Source organism: Patiriisocius marinus, assembly GCF_008974325.1.
GTDB lineage: Bacteria > Bacteroidota > Bacteroidia > Flavobacteriales > Flavobacteriaceae > Patiriisocius > Patiriisocius marinus.
The window spans coordinates 1-17,877 of the sequence record NZ_BKCG01000010.1 but is presented as its reverse complement, the minus strand read 5'-3'; the positions used below and the strand labels follow the sequence as shown (position 1 = coordinate 17,877).

Genomic DNA, 17,877 nt, shown 5'->3' with positions numbered 1-17,877 from the left:
TATATAAAAACTTATAAATTAATATTATGAAAAATTTATTAAAAATAACATTGGTTTCTGCTTTGATGGGACTATTCGTTGGATGTGAGTCTGGTGAATTAGACTTATTAGAGAATCCAAACGATATCAATATTGAGTCAGCTGACCCTAACTTTGTATTGAACAGTATTCAATTATCATTTAACACTATATTTCAAGGTGAATTCGTTCTTGGAAATTTCAGAGATGGTGTTAACAGTTCATCTATGCAAATTACTCGTATGATAAACCAATTTGGTCAATATAATTCTATTGTTGATGATAACACTTTAGTTAACTCTTGGTCTAATGCTTATCGTATGTTTGCAAATGTTGATTTAATTGAACAAATTGATGCTAACGATCCTGATGGAATTCCTTATCACGTAGGTGTTGCTCAAGTTCTTGAAGCATACACATATATGATTCTTGTTGATTACTTAGGAGATGTACCTTTTACAGAGGCTAACAGACCAATTGAATTCCCAACACCTGGTTTAGATTCTGGTGAATCTATTTACGCTGCACAAATTGCATTATTAGATACTGCAATAGGAAACTTAAGCGCAGACACAAATATTTTACCTATCGACATCTATTACAATGGAGAAGCTTTTGACGCAAATAACTGGATAGCTTTAGCTAATACTTTAAAATTAAGAGCTGCTTTAAACACTGGTGATGGTGCTGCAATTTCTGCTTTAAGTTCTCAAAATATAATTGATACTGTTGAAGAAGATTTCCAATTCAGCTATTCAAATACTTTGGAGCCTGAAAGTAGACACCCTTTTTTCGTAAACAACTACTTAGCTACAGCTAATACGTATTTAAGTAATCCTTATTACGATTATTTAAATGCAGGTGATACTAACGCGCCTTTCGTTGAGAATGGTATTGCTGACCCAAGATTACGTTTCTACATTTACAGACAAAGAGATGAAGAGCCAAGTGGATCTAACCTTCCTTGTGCAGGTAATGCAATTTACGACTATTGCTACGTAGGTAATAAATACTGGGGACGTGATCATGCAGATGATGAAGGTCTTCCAAATGATGGACCAAAAAAATCTACATATGGTGTTTACCCAGCAGGTGGAGCATTTGACAAAAATGATTTCGTAAGAGCTAGAGATGTATCTGAATCAATGGAAGGTGTTGGTATTACTCCAATTTACCTTTCTTCTTTTACTCACTTCGCATTAGCTGAGGCTGCTTTAACATTAGGAACTGGTGGAAATGCTTTAGCATTAATGACTCAAGGTATTCAATTAAGTATGGACAAAGTACTTGACTTTAACACTTTAGATACTGATGGTGCTGATGGAACTGATTACGAAGCTACAAATGCTGATGTAAGTGATTACATCGCTAGAGTAACGGCTGAATATAACGGAGCAAGTGCTGCTGGTAAAGAAGAGATTGTTGCTAGAGAATGGTACTTAGCTGCTTTTGGAAATGGTGTTGAACCTTACAATACTTACAGAAGAACTGGTTACCCAACTTTACAATCACCTATCATTCCAGCTGGTGAATTCCCAAGAATTTACAGATATCCTAACACAGCAACTACTGCAAATCCAAATATCGATCAGCAGCCGTTGACTAATCAAGTGTTTTGGGATACTAACCCAGCAGGTTTCATCGACTAATAACTTTAAATTAATTCTATTATGAAAAATATAAATAAATTTCTTTCACTTGCATTTGTCGCTGTACTTGCTTCAGCAACATTCACAAGTTGTGAAGATGAAGATAAAGCCCGTGTTATTGAATTAGGAAATGGGGGATTTGTAAAATTCGTAACTGCTCCAGTATTTGAAGCAGGTGCTGACCCAGCTACAGCTAGTTTTGACTCTGCTGTTGAAGATCCGAATGAAACTGCTGCTTTATATGAAATTACTGTAAGAGGTGATTTCGCAGGAGCTACTTTAGACACATTAGCTTTCAGATCAACTACAACGTTCCCATTTGACATTGGCTTTACTGCTTCTGATATGGCTTCATTGTTTGGTGTAGACGCAAGTACATTTGCTGAAGATGACAGTTTCGAATTTTTCGGAAAAGTTACAACTGTTGATGGTGTTGTGTATGACGGAAGTACTTCTGCTTTCATTTCACCAACCCCTACTGATCCTGAAGCTGACGGATATTTAGATCCTTCTGATCCAGATTTCGTACCAGAACCTGGTCAATGGAATATGCAAAATTCTGATGGAGTTTTAGTTGGAGTACCTGGCTTATTAGCTGCTTACAACTGGGAAGTTACTTTTGAAGATCCAGCTGAATAATAATTATTATTCTTAATATATTTAAAACCATCCTGTTTATTCAGGATGGTTTTTTACTTTTACAAAATGAATAAAGAATCATTAGTTTTCGGAATATACCCTGTTATTGAAGCTCTAAAAGCTGAACAAACAATTGATAAAGTTTTTATACAAAAGGATTTAAGTAATCCTAAAATAGAAGCAATTGTAGCAGATTTAGAAAAAAATCAAACTACAATATCTTATGTTCCTTTAGAAAAACTAGACAAACTCTGTCGAAGTAATCATCAAGGTATTGTAGCAATTACATCCCCTATTGAATTTGTTTCATTAGAAACACTTGTTGAAAGCTCATTAGAAAATACTAAAGCTCCCTTGTTTTTGATTTTAGATCAGATAAGTGACGTTAGAAATTTTGGCGCTATATTAAGAACAGCTGAGTGCACAGGAGTAAATGGGGTAATTATTCAAAAGAAAGGTGGTGCTCCAGTAAGTGGAGATACTGTTAAAACCTCTGCAGGTGCTATCTTTAACATCCCTATTTGTAAAGTTGATCACATTAAAGATGCAATCTACTATCTACAAGGAAGCGGAATAAACACAATTGCTGCTAGTGAGAAAGCTCAAAAGAGTATTTATGACTTGACACTAACTACAGGCTTAGCTATAATTATGGGCTCTGAAGGGAAAGGTGTTTCAAAATCTGTTATGAATATTGCAAATGAAAAAGCATCGTTGCCTCTTTTAGGAGAAATTAATTCTCTTAATGTATCAGTTGCTTGTGCTGTATTCCTATATGAAACAGTAAGACAAAGACTTCAATAAAAAACTATTCTTCTTCGTTGTTTATTTTACTTACATAACTATATGTAACTTTAGAGACTTGATTTGAAGTTGTTGATAGATTATTATCTTCTTTAATTCCCTCTGGAATAACAGAGTCAACAAAATTACCATTCTCATCAAATTGCCTCATAAAAGGGTCGTTATCTGGATTGTAATCATCTTGCTCCCATTCGTATTTTTTTACTTTAATATCACGAGATTTAAATATTAAAGAAAACAATAATCCAACAACAAAACCGGATAAGTGCCCTTCCCATGAAATACCCTCTTTTATAGGAAATACGTACCATAATAAGCTTCCGTAAACAAATACAACAGCGAAAGACAAAGCAATTAATTGATAAAGTCTAGAAAATATACCTTTAAAAAACAAGAAAGAAGCTAATAAGTAAACTATACCACTTGCACCTATATGGTAGGATGGCCTTCCTATAAACCAAGTCAATAGACCAGTGAAAAGTATACCAAGGAGTAATACTCTCCATCTAATAGATCTGTAAAAATAAAAAAGTGCTGTTGTCAACACCATTAAAGGTATAGAATTATTAAAGAGATGCTGTAGACTTCCGTGAATAAATGGTCCAGCTACTACTCCACTTAAACCAGAAACTTTTCCAGGGCGTATTCCAAATTGATTGAATCTAAATCCAAAGCGAATTTCTGCCCAAAACACAACCCACATAATCATCACTAAGAGTAATGGATATAAAAAAACATCTGGAGTGAAATATAACTTTCTTGAAATTGTCATAACTTTAGCACTTCAAAAAACCGTCCATTTAAAAGTCTTTGCTAAAATGTCAGACGTATAAATCTTGAATCACAATAAATCTAATGAGTGTACCTTTAGCCGAACGCATACGACCAAAGAATTTAGACGACTATTTGAGTCAACAACATCTTTTAGGTGAACAAGGAGCATTACGTACACAATTAAAGAGTGGCGTTTTGCCATCCATGATTCTATGGGGACCACCAGGAACCGGTAAAACTACTTTAGCTACAATTATTGCCACACAATCTGGCAGGCCTTTCCATCAACTGAGTGCAGTTGATAGTGGAGTTGCAGCGGTAAGAGAGGTCATAGAAAAAGCCAAAAAAGCTGACACATTATTTTCAACCAAAAACCCAATATTATTTATCGATGAAATTCACCGATTTAGCAAATCTCAACAAGATTCACTATTAGGTGCAGTTGAAAAAGGTTGGGTTACACTCATTGGAGCTACAACTGAAAATCCAAGTTTTGAAGTAATACCCGCTTTATTATCGAGAAGTCAAGTTTACATATTAAAATCATTCTCAAAGAAAGATCTTGAAGATTTACTTCACAGAGCAATTAGTGTAGATGCTATTTTAAGCGCAATAGACATCGAATTAAAGGAAACCGAGGCACTTATCCAATTATCTGGAGGAGATGCACGAAAACTTCTTAATACACTAGAACTTGTTGTGCTTTCTGAAGTTTCAGAAGATAAAAAAAGTGCTAAAGTTATAATCACAAATGATCTTGTTTCACAAAAAGTTCAGAAAAATACGGTGCGTTATGACAAAACTGGAGACCAACACTATGATATCATTTCAGCATTCATTAAATCAATTCGTGGTAGCGACCCAAATGCAGCTGTCTATTGGCTTGCTAGAATGATTGAAGGAGGAGAGGATGTTAAATTTATTGCTAGAAGATTATTAATCCTTGCTTCCGAAGACATAGGGATGGCAAATCCAAATGCCCTTCTTTTAGCTACTAGCACATTTCAGGCTGTTGCTGCTATTGGATATCCAGAAGCTCGTATTATTTTAAGTCAATGCACAATTTACTTAGCCACATCACCAAAGAGTAATGCCTCGTATGCAGCAATTGGCAAAGCGCAACAACTTGTAAGACAAACAGGAGATTTATCAATCCCGTTGTCTATAAGAAATGCTCCAACAAAACTAATGAAGGAATTGGGGTATGGACAAAACTATCAATATGCGCATAACTACGAAGGTAATTTTACGCCACACGAATTTATGCCTGAAGAAATAATAGGTACATCATTATATGAGCCTGGGAAAAATGCTAAAGAATCGAATCTTAAAATGTATTTAACATCCCTGTGGGGAAACAAATACAAATTTTAATTCTGAAATACAAAAACTGAGACTTCAGTACCATTTTGAATAGACAAGTCTCCATTCTCTTGAAAAGTTGCCAATCCATTTAGTACGCCCTCAATTTTATAACCTTTGCCATCTGGACGTTTTTTAAGTTCCCCTAGTAAGGTAAATGTCATATCGATATCGCTATCCTCACGGTATAGGTAATAGCTATCAAAATATTTTCTCAATAAAAATGACAAACGAGTGTTTGTATAATGCGAAAATTTAGACTCTGGGCCAGAATAAACTGAACCTTTAGAAACAATTACTTTGTCTTTAATAACAGGAGCTACCTTATCATTAAGTCTCTTTTCTGTAGCTTTTAAAACATTAGAAGGAGAAGTATCGATAACAATATCTGTCTGCTTTACATTTAGCTTATTTATACTTTTAAAAGCTTCTCTAAGTGATTCTTGGTAAGCCTGACGATAATCTTTTCTTTTACTTTTTCCCTCTTGGCTTTCAAATACAACGGTTCCTTTGCAATCTTTCAATATTACTTGCATAGTAGTGGTAATAAATGAGCCTCCAGAAATTACATCAGCATATAAGCCATCGCAATTATTAACTCTAGGTAATTCGTCTTGAAAAAAAGCATTAAAACCAACACTGTTTAAATATTGCTTAGTCATTGAGTTTAATTGAAATTGATCTTTTTCTGATGTAAACTCAAAGTTATCCGGAACAACCACAAAACTATAATCGCTTAGATTAGTTTGTGCAGTTACCGAAAATAAAGAAAGTAAAAATAAAATAGAAAAAAATAAAAATTGTTTCATAACTCTTCAACTATAATGTTAAAACCAAATTGTAAAGATAGGCTATTTGCTTTCGCAATATTTGCAATATCCAGAAGATTATCTGCTGCTAAATGGAAGTTTAATGAGCCAATATTCAACGCCATTCCTAAACCAATATTAGAAGCTGAATAACTATCTACCGTATATGTTGCTTTAGTTGAAAGCCAGTTACTAAAACGCCTTCTATAATAAACGGTACCTGCAGCTTGAATTCCTTTAGGTCTAAATACACTATAATATTGTATCCCTGCTTGCGAAACATGTTGAGATTTTCCTCCCATATTTCTGCAATCACAATCACCACTTTTACGCCCTATACTCTCACCAAAATCATAGTGCAATCCCGCATTTATTTTTGCTGGTCGCATTTGTGAATAAGCACTATTAAGTGTATCAACAGGAATTTCTCGCTCTATCTCATCTTCTAAATCACTGTAATATGGAAATGTTGTTTCTCCATTCTCGATAGTAGGAAATAATAGTTCTAAACCATCTAAAGTATAATTACCACTGGCATTATAAATCTCAGTAGCGCTTGAGTGAAAAATGGTTCCAATATCTAAAATTGATGCCGTTGCCGAAAGTTGATTAGTTATCTCATAAGTTGCACCAAAATCAAAACCTAGGCCTAAATTACCTCCAAAAAAAGCTCTTCCTAAAACATCACTAACAATTTGTGATGAGCCATCTACATCTTTCAAAGAAGCATATCCCGAAGTTTTAACCTCAACATTTAATCCTTCGACTGTATGCTCATAAATATTAGGAGTCCCATCATTCTGAGTAGTTGTAAAAGTTCCAGTATTACCAGTACTACTTGCACTTATCATTGATGAATAGGCTTTGAATCGCAATCCCAAAGTCAACTTATCAGTCACTTTTTTATTAAAACCGAAATGATAAACAGTTAGCAAATCTGCCCTTAAACTTATATGATCAAAATTGTAAGCTCTACCAATGTAATCTCGATTACCTTCTCTAGCTAAATCAAGAAAATCTTTTGGCAAGTAAGAAATAAAATCAAACTCTTGATAAATACCTCCCGAAAAATAGTAATCACTTTTAGAGCGCCAACCAAAATTTATTAACTCTAATTGTTGAGTTGCAGTAAAAAAGTCATTAGAATCTAAAGCGGTAAGAGCCTCTGCTATTTTATCATTAATATCTCTACCGTCGTCAGAAAAAATATCAAAAACCGTTACGCCACTTGTCCCTCCATTAATATGAAATCCAGATAAAAATGGAATCCCATAATGGTGTTTTTGATCTACAACAGCTCCTGGATTTAACAATAGAGATTGTGGTGACACATCCCAATTATAAAGCACTTGCTTATTTTGAGAAACTGCGATTATTGAATAGCATATTGCTAATGCGAAAAGTATCTTCTTCATAAATAGCAATTAGTCGATTTCTAAATAATAGGTTGCTTTTGACTTTAAATTTAAAGTCCCAAATAGAGAAGATGAACTAGATGGTATCGTAACTGATATAACAACTTTATTAGATGACGTTAAATTTTCTATTTCTTCATTCTCTACATTATCTATATAAATAGTTTCAACAGGAAGAGAAGCACTTCCGGCATTTACTTGTGTAAACGAAGAGTATCTAACTTCATTATTAGTGTTTAGAAAATCAAAATTTACTGAGAAATTACTGGGTATTGAATTCGTAAAATCAAATAAGAATTCAGCTCTTACCAAGGCATCTCTAATATCATTACCATCAATAAATTCAATAGCTGTAGTATCTCTAACAACGAGGTTTGGAGTATTTGTTTCAACATCGTAAAACTGAGATGCATCGATGTCAAAATAAATTAAATCTAACTCTACAACGGGTGTAATAACCACATCATTTGCTTGATCAAAATCTGTATTTTGAAAGCAAGATGTTACTATCGACGATAGAAAAATAACGAGTAAAATTTGAGGGTATTTCATCATTTAGTATAGTACTAATAACGCCAACTCCCTCAATTTAGTATAGTTACAATAAACCTTTAATTTCTAGCAACCTCTCAACTACCTTATAGCCAGAGCGTTGAACATCCTTATGGTAATTATAAAAAATAGTATCCATCCCCACGGCCTCTGCACCTAATATATCTGCTTCAAAAGTATCGCCTATCATAGCAGAACTTTCAGCAAGAGTATTTCCTTTTTTTAAGGCGTGATGGAATACTAATGGATTTGGTTTTTTTACACCTACTTCTTCAGAAGAAGTGATTGTTTTAAAATATGGAGAGAGTCCGCTGCGTTTCATCTTTATGCCTTGCACATCTGTAAAACCGTTTGTAATAATATGCAAATTATACTTCGGTTTTAAATAATCTAAAATCTCAATAGTCCCGTCTAGCAAGTAATTATTTTCTGGTAGAAACTCAATATAACTGTCAGACATTTCATCAATAATTTGTACCGAAATTGTATGCTTTAACGCTGTAAAACTATCAGCTAATCTACCGCGACGCAATTGCTGTTTAGTCACTCGTTCCTCCCTAAAAGCTTTCCAATAGTTAAAGTTAATGGGCTCGTAAATTTTTAAAAAGTCCTGTAAATCAATCTGAACATTATGTTTCTGAAATACTAATTTAAAAGCTAATGCTGAGTTTCTATCAAAATCCCAAAGGGTGTGATCTAAATCAAAAAAAACATCGGTGATTTTTATATTATTCATAGTGATTCGTTATCAGTAAATACGCTTTTCCAAAGCTTATTATTAACTGCTGCGTTAAAGTTTTTATTCGAGAACAATCCTAAAAATGTACCATTAACCGCAACTACTTGTTTCTGTAATTCTGAAATTTTAGTAGTGGTATCCTTTGGACTCGTTTTATCAAAACCCATTGATGTAAAAGCAACAGGCATAATTATTAAAGGTGACTTTATCTCAAAATCAAGATCATAAAAAAGAAATGGTGTACAGGTTCCTGCTCTAAAACCAGGGACTTTTTGATAAACCATTGTAAAATCGTTTTCAACTTCGAAAGCTACTAAGTTTCGGTATGCTTCCGGAAGTCCAACTACTAACTGACTAAATTGCGTTGAGGCTGCTTTACGATTTGTAATGGCTTCTAACCTTCTTTTTTCGCTCTTTAAAATTTCAGCATTAAAACGGGCATTTTTAGAAACTAAAAGTCCAATTTCACAATAATCTGAAACATATTTTATCAATGCTTTAAAGTGTAATCGAGAAGTATTTATACTCGTATTGAAACTTAACGCTTCCCCTATTTGAAAAAATACAGTGAGTTTAAAATTCTTGTTTTTAGACGATGTCACCAACCATTTAAAAGTATCAAAAGGGTCTCTTTCTAAACCTAATAATACTTTAGCACGTTTAATAATTGCTTTAAATTTCAGCTCAAATACATCATTTGCTAAACCTACAACTGACCGAAAAAAACCTTTTTGATCATAGGCGAATGGCTCTTCAGCATTTATTAAAAAATGGGTGGTGCTTTGAACGGGTTTAAATTTAAAATCATCAAAATGTTCTTGTAGCGCCCTCTTTAGCTTATAACTCCAGACGTCAACAACAGGCGTATTTAGAAAATTGTATTTATGCCCTAAGCTTTCTGTGTAAGGATAGCGGCCAAGTTCATCTTTTACGTGAGGAAGGTATTCTTCGTACCTACTTAATAAATAAAACGCCGCAGCGAAAATATCAAACGGCAGACAGCTTTTATCACTCACTTGGAAAAAACAATGCGTCTCCTCCCACTCTTTCACATTAATATCAATGCTTTCAATTCCTTGTTGAAACAACAACCCTTGACTTTGAAAAAAAAGTTCGTTTCCTAAAGGTTGTTTCCCATAGGATATTTTATAACCTGTGTGAGAAATAAATTTTTCAATTTCTGATGTAAACGCTATTTCTACTTGTAAAATACGAGTAAAAATGTGCTTAAACACATACGAAATACGAGGATTTAATTGCTTTATGTATATTAATATCATAGCGTTTTTCAAAAACTAAAAATACTACTTTGAACGGAGATTACGAAGATAGATAGCTACTCAAAATTTGAAAGTTTTTTGAACCTTAAAAACTAATATATTCCCTTATAAAATGGCTTCGTCTGCAAAACTGTAATAGGCGGTTTCGGTAATAATTAAATGGTCTAGCACTTTTATATCTAAACTCTCTCCTGCGAGTTTAATTTTTTGCGTAATATTTTTATCGGCTTGGCTTGGCACTAAAGTACCACTTGGATGATTATGTGCTAAAATAATAGCAACAGCTCCTAGTTGTAATGCATTTTTAAAAGCCAACCTAACATCGACTAAAGTTCCTGTGATTCCTCCTTTACTTAATTGCGAGGTCTGCAATACTTTATTTGAATTATTGAGATATACAATCCAAAACTCTTCGTGCTCTAACTCTCCTATTATAGGTTGCATCAACTCAAATACCGAGTTACTTGAAGTTATCTTCTTCCTCACTAATGCCTCTTCTCCTCTTCGCCTTCTTCCCAACTCCATTGCAGCACTAATAGTAATGGCTTTCGCCTCGCCTATGCCTTTAAAGGTCATTAAATCCTGAATTGACATTTTGCCTAATGCACTTAAATTATTGTTAGCTAACGCCAAAATTCTCTTGCTCAATGCTACGGCGCTTTCATCGCGATTACCACTTCCTATTAAAATAGCGATAAGCTCTGCATCACTTAAAGCAGACTTCCCTTTTACGAGCATTTTTTCGCGTGGACGGTCATCCTCGCTCCAGTTTTTTATTGATAATGATGTAGTGGTAGATTTCAAAGTTGTAATATTTCGGTATTGAATAAAGATAATGTTTATATTTAGACAGTGAAATTTTAGGTAATCATCTTAGAATCAATCGCCAATATCAAAACACTTTTTTTATGAAAAATCTTTTTACTGATGATGGATTTAACGAAATCCAAAATAGACTAAACAACTTAAATGAAAATGCTGATAAGCAATGGGGAAAAATGACTGCAGGACAAATGGCGCACCATTGCCAATTGCCATTTAACGTGATGCTTGAGAAGGTAGACTACGGCCTAAAACCTAATTTTCTTGTAAACCTGTTTTTTAAAAAATCGATGTATAGCGATAAGCCTTGGCGTAAAAACTTACCTACAGCACCTAGTTTTAAAGAGCAAGAACCTAGAGACTTCGCAAAGGAAAAAGCAGCATTAAGCGCATTAATAACAGAATTTGGAACACAAAGAGAGCGTAACGATTGGAAACCTCATCCTGCTTTTGGAAAAATGACAAAAGAGCAATGGGGAAAAATGCAATACAAGCATTTAGATCACCATTTTAGACAGTTTAATGTTTAGTAAATAATACTTCAGTCAGACTTTAATATTGAGTAATATCACTACTCAATATTAAAACTCCGTTATCCCCAATTAAGTAATTGTATCATACATATGTACCCACCTCCACATCACCAAAGTGATGATATTAAAAAATTGATTGCAGTAATTAAAGCATACCCATTAGCACTATTAGTTACTGCTAGTAACGGTACTCCTTTTGTTACGCACATTCCTGTTATTTACAATGATAAAACTGGAAAGCTTGTTGCACATATTGATAAACAAAACCCACAAGTGGAAACGTTGAAAGAAGGTGCAAAAGCGACCATAATTTTTAAAGGACCAGATAGCTATATATCGCCTAGCATTTACACAACACAACAATTACCCACTTGGAATTACATTATAGTGCACATTGAAGGAACAATCTCTTTAATAGATGACCCTGAGGCTGCAAAAGAAACAATGGTGGATATGACGCATTTTCTAGAAGCTCCAGACCATCCATACATCTTGAAGAAAGATAATCCAAGTATGGAACGCTTTGTAAACTATATCCAAGCTTTTGATATCACTATTACAAAGTGGGAAGGTAAGTTTAAACTAAGCCAAGATAAAAATGCGCAAGATCAAGAAAATGCAAAACAGCAATTAAAAAACAAATCCAGCTCTTGGGAAGCTGGATTGATTGATTACTTACACGAATAGTTTTTCTGAAATAATAATACATCAATAACTACCCTATTAAAAGCTATTCCTCATTCTGCTTTACTTTACAAGTACTTAAACCGAAAGGCAGGTATAGTGGACAAAAACTAATTAAACTAGTTACTACAAATACTACAGCAAGAACTAATAGTACTAGTCCTAAAGTACCTGAAATTACTTCATTAAAATATAGCAATGCGACAACGGCTGCTACTATTATTCTAACAAGTCTATCTATTGACCCCATATTCTTTTTCATAATTATATATTTTAAATGTTAACTGCTTTATTGCTCTGCAAAGTTCTACCATTTAAAACACCTGTGCAGTGACTACAGTCACCACTATGAAATAATTTTTATTTCGCCTGCATTTTGCGAGATTTTCCCATCTGTTTCAAGTTTCTTTAATACTCTTGAAACTACTTCTCTGGCAGTACCTAATTCATTTGCTAGTTGGCCGTGACTTATTTTAACAGCATTACTATTTAGTAATGTTGTTTTTGTTTTTAAATGATCATACAACCGCTTGTCCATTTTATTTAATAACAGGTGACTTATGGTATCTAAAAGCTCTGAATATCTTAGGTTGTATTGATTGAAAAACAAATCGTTTAAATCTGGATATTCCTTTAGCCAGATAGGAAGATATTCCACTGGCAACAAAAGTATTTTAGAGTCTTCCTCCGTTTGGGCAAAAATTTTACTCGGTGTGTTTTTACGTGCTGCATAAAAAGACATTACGCAGCTTTGAGATGATTCTATATAATAAAGCAGCAATTCCTTTTCCTCAAATCTTGAATACACCTTTACAAGCCCCTCAAGCACAATAGGAAGTGCTTTCACATATTGCTGTTCTCTTAAAATTTCAGCTCCTTTAGGTACTTCTTTTAGTGTTGACTCTTTAAGGATAGAATCGACCAATTTAGGGTTTAAAAATGACAGTACTTTTTTATCAATCTCCATATATAGCTGTTACTCACAACTTGTGTTATTTAGTAGCTGTGTAGGTTAAACAACTAATGTAGTAATTATTTCCTAAATAGAAAATCCAGCTCTTAGAAAGCTGGATTGATTGTTATAATGTATTTTCATTTTGTAGGAATTCCTGTGGGAATTTATTAGTTATATCCCATGTTAGGCACAGGCTTTCTCCATCTTGATTACAATATCTTCCGTTAAATTATAACCTACAATTTCATTTTTTTCTTCATCAAACTTGTCCAACTCGAACTGTCCAATTTCCGCAATAAATTCTATTTTTCCATTAATTGTATTAAATTTAATCAAATCGGAAGTTGGTTCGCTACTTTCATTTGCTCTGATTCTTTGCAGTAATATAGATTCTTTTAACTTATGTTTAAATGGCGTTAAATATTCTCCGTCAAGTTCAGTTTTTTTTCCGTGATTTTTCACAACAAAAATTGCAGTTTCATCTCCATAATCCACAACTTTATATAAAAAATCATTTGCGATTTTATGTTCATCATTCGGTTGTTCGATATATTCAAGTGTTAAATTGAAATTCTCATTTTCAAAAAGAGATGGCGTAGCATTAAATTCATAATTCCGTTTGAATCCAAATACTTTGTATTTAAGGAATTCGTAAGGCATAATTATTAGCGTTGAAACTATTCCTGCTAATATTAGAAATATGAACAGAAAAATTCCAATAATTCCGTTTATGATTGGATTATCAAACGAACTTTTCTTTCTTTTCGATATGTTAATTGTGAGTTCCAATTTTTTTTTCAGCTTGTGCCTAACGGTTGTGTATATGATTTGTGGCGAAATGGAATTAACTTCAATTCCGAATTACAAATCTTTTTTAAAGTTACTCAAATTTAAAAGCTGAGCAAAAACTCGCCATAAATTATATGCTTTGTTAGCGTTTTTACTGACGCAGCCGAGTGAGTCATCCGAGTGAGTTTTCCGCAATCCAATCGGTTTAGCGATTCCATTATTTAGTTCGCGATCTAATCTGCTTTAGATAATCGGATATACATTTATGCAGCAACATTTTCGCGCGATATAAATTCAGCATTTTATTCCATCAAAATTCCGAACTGATTCCTCATAAAATACCTCCGAATTAAATCCGCAGGATTCGATTCGGAGGTATTAATGCTAACGTTAAGTATAAGAAATCGTAGGGCAGGTGATAAGCACTATCGTTTCGGTTTATTACTTAGCTAAATATAAATATTTTGCTTTTATATTTTCTACTATAAACGCCAAATTTTATTTTTAGCGGACTTTATAAATAAACACAGAACTTTCGGTTTAGCACAAATGCCCTATGTTTTTTATACAGTGTTAGCAGTAGTTATTTTTCGTTTTTTTCATTTTGCCTATTCCAATTCCTTGTTGTATTCTCAATATTTTTCTCAGTCATATGCTGTGTTCGGATTAATGTTCTTACTCCATAAATCATAATCATTGAGGCTTTTCCGGTTTCAATGAAATATTTTAAGTCAGTTCCATTTTCTAGTTCCACTAGCCCGAAGGTGAATAAATCATCTTTGAACCCTTTAAAATCTCCATAGCGTTTGTCAGTCGCACCAATCATATTTCCAACATTCTCAATTCCGTTTTCTTTTGTAATTAGTTTTTGAGTTGTCAAAATGCTGTAATTTTCCGAGTCGATAAAAGTCGAGCAGATAATCAACTCATTTTCTTTCAAGTCAAGCTTAATTTTGGAGTAAGGAAAATCAGAATTAGATTCGTGAAATTTTGTCAATTTATAGTCATACGGTTTATATGTAGAACGCTTAATTGAAGCAATTGAAATCTTATGTTTTGATTTATCTGTCTTGGTCATTCTAATTACTGCTAACGGTCTCGTGTATGAGTAGTAGCGGGTTTTTACTCACAAACCTTTCGGTTTTAGACCGACCTTTATTTTATATTATACTTTCGTTTTATCACTTAAACCGCTATTACTTATACACAATGTTGTGGGTAGTTATTAATCTATTTTTTATTTCTTCAACCGTTTTATCGTATTCAGAATCTATCTTCTTTTTAAAGTCCTTTTCTGAATTATTCCTTTCGGTGTAATTAGCTCCCCAACGATAAATATCCATAACGATAGGAACAAGGTCAAGACCTTTTTTTGTCAAGGAATATAAATAGGCAGACCTATTATTTGAATCAACTTCTTTCTTGATAATTCCGTGTGCCAAAAGTCTATTAAGTCTATCTGTAAGAATATTTGTTGATATACTCTCAATACTCACCAATTGGTTGAAATGACGATTGTCAAAAAAAATGAAATCACGAAGAATTAGTAAAGTCCATTTATCTCCGAAAATGTCGAGAGATAATGTTATCGGGCAATCTGACCTTCTTTTTTGTCCTTCCATTTTTCAAAGTTACAAAAAAGTACTTGCATAATAAAAGTTCTTTTATATATTTGTACTTGCGAAATACAAGTGCTAATTAAAAATAAAATCTATGTCTTACACAACAAGTGTTTCAATTGAAGCGAATTCAGAAGCTATATTTAATGCAATAACCCAATCAGTTCAAGAATGGTGGGGTAATACCAATTCTGTCGTATCAAAATTAGATGATGAGTTTACGACAAGTTTTGATAAAACATTTTGGAAATTCAAAATTTTAGAATTTAAACCGAATTCGAGAATTGTTTGGCAATGTATTGATGCAAAGCATATTCATACTGGTTATGATGGAATTGAAATGGAATGGATTGGCACAAACGTTGAATGGAATTTGGAAGAGAAAAGTCAAAATGAAACCATTTTAAATTTTGCTCATAATGGACTCGTTCCAGAATTAAATTGTTACGAAATATGTTGGCCTGCTTGGGAAAGGTTTGTTACTCAAAGTCTCAAAAGTTTTGTTGAAACTGGAAAAGGAATGCCACATTTGTCCTAATTACCCACAACGGTTTTGTATATGATACGTTGCGTGTGTAAGCAACTAATTTAGCAAATAAAAACCAGATAGAAAATCCGCGAGGATTTTCGTAAGTAGGCTAGTACTAGCAATGGATTATATACGTTGTTGTGCGTTCGTTTTTATTCCACAATATTTATTTTTATTCCGTTAAATTCCGTTCCGTTTTTCAATTCCGTAACAGCTTTTAATTCCGACGTTGGAATCGACTTTTTTAAAATCAATTCGTTTTTTATATCCCAGCCAATAACTTTGTATCCTTGTGGAAATAATCCTTTACCAAGGTCATTTTCGTTATTCTTGATGACTGACCAAAAAATGCTTGAATATCCTAATCCGCCTTTATCAAATTGATATTGATAGTATTTATATTTTTTGTTTGGTGAAATTGAGTCTGATAGAATTATCAAATTCGGTTCGTTTAAAGAATGTTCAGAGTTAAAAACTTCCACTAGTTCATTCAAATCCGAGTTGATTTTAATTCCAATTCCGATTATTCCAATCAGGATTATTCCAATAATTATTAAAATCCATTTTTTCATTAAATTCCTGTGAATATTTAGTCCAATTTATAAATCAAATGCTCTCGGAACACTTTTATGTAAAACCTTATCAAGACATTTAGAGTGAGCATAAACTGCTTGAACATCTTTTGTTTGCTTGTCACATTCTATCGTGATTTCAATCGCTTTACTAAATGTTGAATCTTGACCACAAAAACAACATAAAACCTCTAAATCTCCGTTATTCATTTATTCTAAAAATTTTATTTTTTGTGTTTAATTTTGTTGATGTTCTCGGTTTTTCTCAAATGACGCACAACGGATTTGTATATGAGCAGTGCGAATGAAGAAAGGCGAAAGCCTTTCGGACGTACACGAGCTGATTTTTACAAATTTCGATTATTAATTTTTTTTTGGCAATAAGTCGAATTTGTTAAAATTCGGCGGTCTCCCAAATATACCCTAACTATTAATTAAGCACAAACTCCCGCATTGCTTATATGCGTTGTTAGCAATAGTGTTTTTCAACAAGCATAGTACATTCTAATCAGAATTTTTTCTCCTTCACGCCATTTTATCCATCCGATTTCCTCTTTGATAGATTTAATTTTCAACCAATCTCCTTTCATTTCGAGCACCTCGCCTGTCCAAATTTTATACTTTCCAGTTAATTCATTAGTGATAATTTTAGCGCTTTGGCTATTTTCAGCCCTAAGGGGATTATTAATTCTATCGAAATCAAATCCTAAAGAAGTCCACCTCACTACAAATTCTTCAACCGTTTCTTTTGTAAAGTTTTCGTTATCCTTTTTAATGTAACCTAATTGGTCATCATTTAAACGTACAATGTAAAACTTATCGTTTGTTTCTATACACTCAAATGCTATTGAAAAGTAATCTGGACTTAAAGAGAGTAACCAAGGAGAAAGTGGTTTTTTTGTATTATATCTATTATATTTCTGTCCGTTAAAACAAGTAATTACATCGCTTTCACCAACTCTTAATCTAAGAATTTCATTATTTTCTTGATCAAAAACAATTATAGGTTCAGTATAATAGTCAAAAGTTATAGATGGTGTAATAAAAAATAACCCTGAAATATCTTTTTCTGTTTCAAAAGGATAATTCTTGTCAAAATTCAGATAGTCTAATTGAGTCCAATCTTTTCTGTTTTGAGAGAAAATAAGGTTTGGAATAATTAAAATCAATAATAAGGCTATTGTCTGTTTCATTAACATTATTGCTAACGGTCTTGTGTATGATTTCGTTGCGTGTTTAAGCATTAAAGTTAGCAAATAAATCACAGATAGAAAGTCCGCGAGGACTTTCGTAAGTAGGCTATAACTAGCAATGAATTATACACATTGTTACC

The 17,877-nt window shown here is 33.2% G+C and carries 22 protein-coding genes; 7 read left to right on the top strand and 15 right to left on the bottom strand.

The window, feature by feature from the left end:
- The first annotated feature begins 26 nt into the window (after positions 1-26).
- The 3 genes from GBH57_RS14255 to rlmB all read left to right on the top strand — a co-directional run bounded on the left by GBH57_RS14255 (position 27) and on the right by rlmB (position 3,110).
- A complete protein-coding gene (locus GBH57_RS14255) occupies positions 27-1,667 on the top strand; it encodes a SusD/RagB family nutrient-binding outer membrane lipoprotein (RefSeq protein ID WP_151675174.1) in 1,641 nt (546 codons plus the stop codon).
- Between the two features lie 21 nt (positions 1,668-1,688).
- Entirely contained in the window at positions 1,689-2,306 is a 618-nt protein-coding gene (locus GBH57_RS14250; RefSeq protein ID WP_151675173.1) for a P-loop NTPase family protein, read from the top strand.
- 66 nt (positions 2,307-2,372) lie between these two features.
- The gene (gene rlmB, locus GBH57_RS14245; RefSeq protein ID WP_151675172.1) at positions 2,373-3,110 is read left to right on the top strand and encodes a 23S rRNA (guanosine(2251)-2'-O)-methyltransferase RlmB; all 738 of its coding nucleotides are present in this window, start codon (positions 2,373-2,375) and stop codon (positions 3,108-3,110) included.
- A gap of 4 nt (positions 3,111-3,114) precedes the next feature.
- Here rlmB and GBH57_RS14240 read toward each other — a convergent pair whose 3' ends face one another.
- Complete coding sequence (locus tag GBH57_RS14240; protein ID WP_151675171.1) at positions 3,115-3,882, bottom strand: rhomboid family intramembrane serine protease; 768 nt, start codon at positions 3,880-3,882, stop codon at positions 3,115-3,117.
- 83 nt (positions 3,883-3,965) lie between these two features.
- Between GBH57_RS14240 and GBH57_RS14235 the strand changes: the two genes are divergently transcribed.
- The gene (locus GBH57_RS14235; RefSeq protein ID WP_151675170.1) at positions 3,966-5,258 is read left to right on the top strand and encodes a replication-associated recombination protein A; all 1,293 of its coding nucleotides are present in this window, start codon (positions 3,966-3,968) and stop codon (positions 5,256-5,258) included.
- On the opposite strand, the gene GBH57_RS14230 is transcribed toward GBH57_RS14235, so the two are convergent.
- From GBH57_RS14230 to radC, 6 genes are all read right to left on the bottom strand, one after another.
- Positions 5,255-6,055 carry a hypothetical protein gene (locus tag GBH57_RS14230; RefSeq protein WP_151675169.1) on the bottom strand — a complete coding sequence of 267 codons (801 nt, stop codon included), beginning with the start codon at positions 6,053-6,055 and terminating at the stop codon, positions 5,255-5,257. The genes GBH57_RS14235 and GBH57_RS14230 overlap by 4 nt on opposite strands.
- On the bottom strand, positions 6,052-7,470 hold the full coding sequence (locus GBH57_RS14225) for a DUF5723 family protein (RefSeq protein WP_151675168.1): 1,419 nt from the start codon (positions 7,468-7,470) through the stop codon (positions 6,052-6,054). The genes GBH57_RS14230 and GBH57_RS14225 overlap by 4 nt, the downstream gene beginning before the upstream one ends.
- Before the next feature lie 9 nt (positions 7,471-7,479).
- On the bottom strand, positions 7,480-8,022 hold the full coding sequence (locus GBH57_RS14220; protein WP_151675167.1) for a hypothetical protein: 543 nt from the start codon (positions 8,020-8,022) through the stop codon (positions 7,480-7,482).
- A gap of 46 nt (positions 8,023-8,068) precedes the next feature.
- Positions 8,069-8,758, bottom strand: a complete 690-nt coding sequence (locus GBH57_RS14215; protein ID WP_151675166.1) for a YjjG family noncanonical pyrimidine nucleotidase — start codon at positions 8,756-8,758, stop codon at positions 8,069-8,071.
- Entirely contained in the window at positions 8,755-10,041 is a 1,287-nt protein-coding gene (locus GBH57_RS14210) for a DUF7033 domain-containing protein (RefSeq protein WP_151675165.1), read from the bottom strand. Before GBH57_RS14210 ends, GBH57_RS14215 begins: the two co-directional genes overlap by 4 nt.
- Positions 10,042-10,146: 105 nt before the next feature.
- Complete coding sequence (gene radC / locus GBH57_RS14205; RefSeq protein WP_235904724.1) at positions 10,147-10,845, bottom strand: RadC family protein; 699 nt, start codon at positions 10,843-10,845, stop codon at positions 10,147-10,149.
- 104 nt (positions 10,846-10,949) lie between these two features.
- On the opposite strand from radC, the gene GBH57_RS14200 reads away from it, so the two are divergent.
- Together GBH57_RS14200 and GBH57_RS14195 are read left to right on the top strand one after the other, a co-directional pair.
- A complete protein-coding gene (locus GBH57_RS14200) occupies positions 10,950-11,393 on the top strand; it encodes a DUF1569 domain-containing protein (RefSeq protein WP_151675164.1) in 444 nt (147 codons plus the stop codon).
- Between the two features lie 93 nt (positions 11,394-11,486).
- Positions 11,487-12,083 carry an FMN-binding negative transcriptional regulator gene (locus GBH57_RS14195; RefSeq protein WP_151675163.1) on the top strand — a complete coding sequence of 199 codons (597 nt, stop codon included), beginning with the start codon at positions 11,487-11,489 and terminating at the stop codon, positions 12,081-12,083.
- A gap of 43 nt (positions 12,084-12,126) precedes the next feature.
- Here GBH57_RS14195 and GBH57_RS14190 read toward each other — a convergent pair whose 3' ends face one another.
- The 5 genes from GBH57_RS14190 to GBH57_RS14170 all read right to left on the bottom strand — a co-directional run bounded on the left by GBH57_RS14190 (position 12,127) and on the right by GBH57_RS14170 (position 15,446).
- Positions 12,127-12,342: a YgaP family membrane protein gene (locus tag GBH57_RS14190; protein ID WP_151675162.1), complete on the bottom strand. Its 216-nt coding sequence runs from the start codon at positions 12,340-12,342 to the stop codon at positions 12,127-12,129.
- An 84-nt stretch (positions 12,343-12,426) separates the two neighbouring features.
- Entirely contained in the window at positions 12,427-13,047 is a 621-nt protein-coding gene (locus GBH57_RS14185; protein WP_151675161.1) for a Crp/Fnr family transcriptional regulator, read from the bottom strand.
- Positions 13,048-13,218: 171 nt separating this feature from the next.
- Positions 13,219-13,824, bottom strand: a complete 606-nt coding sequence (locus GBH57_RS14180) for a hypothetical protein (RefSeq protein WP_151675160.1) — start codon at positions 13,822-13,824, stop codon at positions 13,219-13,221.
- Between the two features lie 583 nt (positions 13,825-14,407).
- Entirely contained in the window at positions 14,408-14,902 is a 495-nt protein-coding gene (locus GBH57_RS14175; RefSeq protein ID WP_151675159.1) for a hypothetical protein, read from the bottom strand.
- Between the two features lie 118 nt (positions 14,903-15,020).
- Positions 15,021-15,446, bottom strand: a complete 426-nt coding sequence (locus GBH57_RS14170; RefSeq protein ID WP_151675158.1) for a winged helix-turn-helix transcriptional regulator — start codon at positions 15,444-15,446, stop codon at positions 15,021-15,023.
- 91 nt (positions 15,447-15,537) lie between these two features.
- Here GBH57_RS14170 and GBH57_RS14165 point away from each other — a divergent pair, with 91 nt between their 5' ends.
- Positions 15,538-15,981: an SRPBCC family protein gene (locus GBH57_RS14165; protein WP_151675157.1), complete on the top strand. Its 444-nt coding sequence runs from the start codon at positions 15,538-15,540 to the stop codon at positions 15,979-15,981.
- 143 nt (positions 15,982-16,124) lie between these two features.
- Here GBH57_RS14165 and GBH57_RS14160 read toward each other — a convergent pair whose 3' ends face one another.
- The 3 genes from GBH57_RS14160 to GBH57_RS14150 all read right to left on the bottom strand — a co-directional run bounded on the left by GBH57_RS14160 (position 16,125) and on the right by GBH57_RS14150 (position 17,737).
- Complete coding sequence (locus GBH57_RS14160; protein WP_144118269.1) at positions 16,125-16,544, bottom strand: hypothetical protein; 420 nt, start codon at positions 16,542-16,544, stop codon at positions 16,125-16,127.
- 27 nt (positions 16,545-16,571) lie between these two features.
- On the bottom strand, positions 16,572-16,754 hold the full coding sequence (locus GBH57_RS14155; protein WP_144118268.1) for a hypothetical protein: 183 nt from the start codon (positions 16,752-16,754) through the stop codon (positions 16,572-16,574).
- A 275-nt stretch (positions 16,755-17,029) separates the two neighbouring features.
- Positions 17,030-17,737 carry a hypothetical protein gene (locus GBH57_RS14150; protein WP_151675156.1) on the bottom strand — a complete coding sequence of 236 codons (708 nt, stop codon included), beginning with the start codon at positions 17,735-17,737 and terminating at the stop codon, positions 17,030-17,032.
- Between the last annotated feature and the right edge of the window lie 140 nt (positions 17,738-17,877).

Excerpts from the sequence above, each read along its gene's own strand:
- GBH57_RS14255 (WP_151675174.1), top strand. The coding sequence starts at position 27 with ATGAAAAATTTATTAAAAATAACATTGGTTTCTGCTTTGATGGGACTA.
- GBH57_RS14250 (WP_151675173.1), top strand. The coding sequence starts at position 1,689 with ATGAAAAATATAAATAAATTTCTTTCACTTGCATTTGTCGCTGTACTT.
- rlmB (WP_151675172.1), top strand. The coding sequence starts at position 2,373 with ATGAATAAAGAATCATTAGTTTTCGGAATATACCCTGTTATTGAAGCT.
- GBH57_RS14240 (WP_151675171.1), bottom strand. The coding sequence starts at position 3,882 with ATGACAATTTCAAGAAAGTTATATTTCACTCCAGATGTTTTTTTATAT.
- GBH57_RS14235 (WP_151675170.1), top strand. The coding sequence starts at position 3,966 with ATGAGTGTACCTTTAGCCGAACGCATACGACCAAAGAATTTAGACGAC.
- GBH57_RS14230 (WP_151675169.1), bottom strand. The coding sequence starts at position 6,055 with ATGAAACAATTTTTATTTTTTTCTATTTTATTTTTACTTTCTTTATTT.
- GBH57_RS14225 (WP_151675168.1), bottom strand. The coding sequence starts at position 7,470 with ATGAAGAAGATACTTTTCGCATTAGCAATATGCTATTCAATAATCGCA.
- GBH57_RS14220 (WP_151675167.1), bottom strand. The coding sequence starts at position 8,022 with ATGAAATACCCTCAAATTTTACTCGTTATTTTTCTATCGTCGATAGTA.
- GBH57_RS14215 (WP_151675166.1), bottom strand. The coding sequence starts at position 8,758 with ATGAATAATATAAAAATCACCGATGTTTTTTTTGATTTAGATCACACC.
- GBH57_RS14210 (WP_151675165.1), bottom strand. The coding sequence starts at position 10,041 with ATGATATTAATATACATAAAGCAATTAAATCCTCGTATTTCGTATGTG.
- GBH57_RS14200 (WP_151675164.1), top strand. The coding sequence starts at position 10,950 with ATGAAAAATCTTTTTACTGATGATGGATTTAACGAAATCCAAAATAGA.
- GBH57_RS14195 (WP_151675163.1), top strand. The coding sequence starts at position 11,487 with ATGTACCCACCTCCACATCACCAAAGTGATGATATTAAAAAATTGATT.
- GBH57_RS14190 (WP_151675162.1), bottom strand. The coding sequence starts at position 12,342 with ATGAAAAAGAATATGGGGTCAATAGATAGACTTGTTAGAATAATAGTA.
- GBH57_RS14185 (WP_151675161.1), bottom strand. The coding sequence starts at position 13,047 with ATGGAGATTGATAAAAAAGTACTGTCATTTTTAAACCCTAAATTGGTC.
- GBH57_RS14175 (WP_151675159.1), bottom strand. The coding sequence starts at position 14,902 with ATGACCAAGACAGATAAATCAAAACATAAGATTTCAATTGCTTCAATT.
- GBH57_RS14170 (WP_151675158.1), bottom strand. The coding sequence starts at position 15,446 with ATGGAAGGACAAAAAAGAAGGTCAGATTGCCCGATAACATTATCTCTC.
- GBH57_RS14165 (WP_151675157.1), top strand. The coding sequence starts at position 15,538 with ATGTCTTACACAACAAGTGTTTCAATTGAAGCGAATTCAGAAGCTATA.
- GBH57_RS14160 (WP_144118269.1), bottom strand. The coding sequence starts at position 16,544 with ATGAAAAAATGGATTTTAATAATTATTGGAATAATCCTGATTGGAATA.
- GBH57_RS14155 (WP_144118268.1), bottom strand. The coding sequence starts at position 16,754 with ATGAATAACGGAGATTTAGAGGTTTTATGTTGTTTTTGTGGTCAAGAT.
- GBH57_RS14150 (WP_151675156.1), bottom strand. The coding sequence starts at position 17,737 with ATGAAACAGACAATAGCCTTATTATTGATTTTAATTATTCCAAACCTT.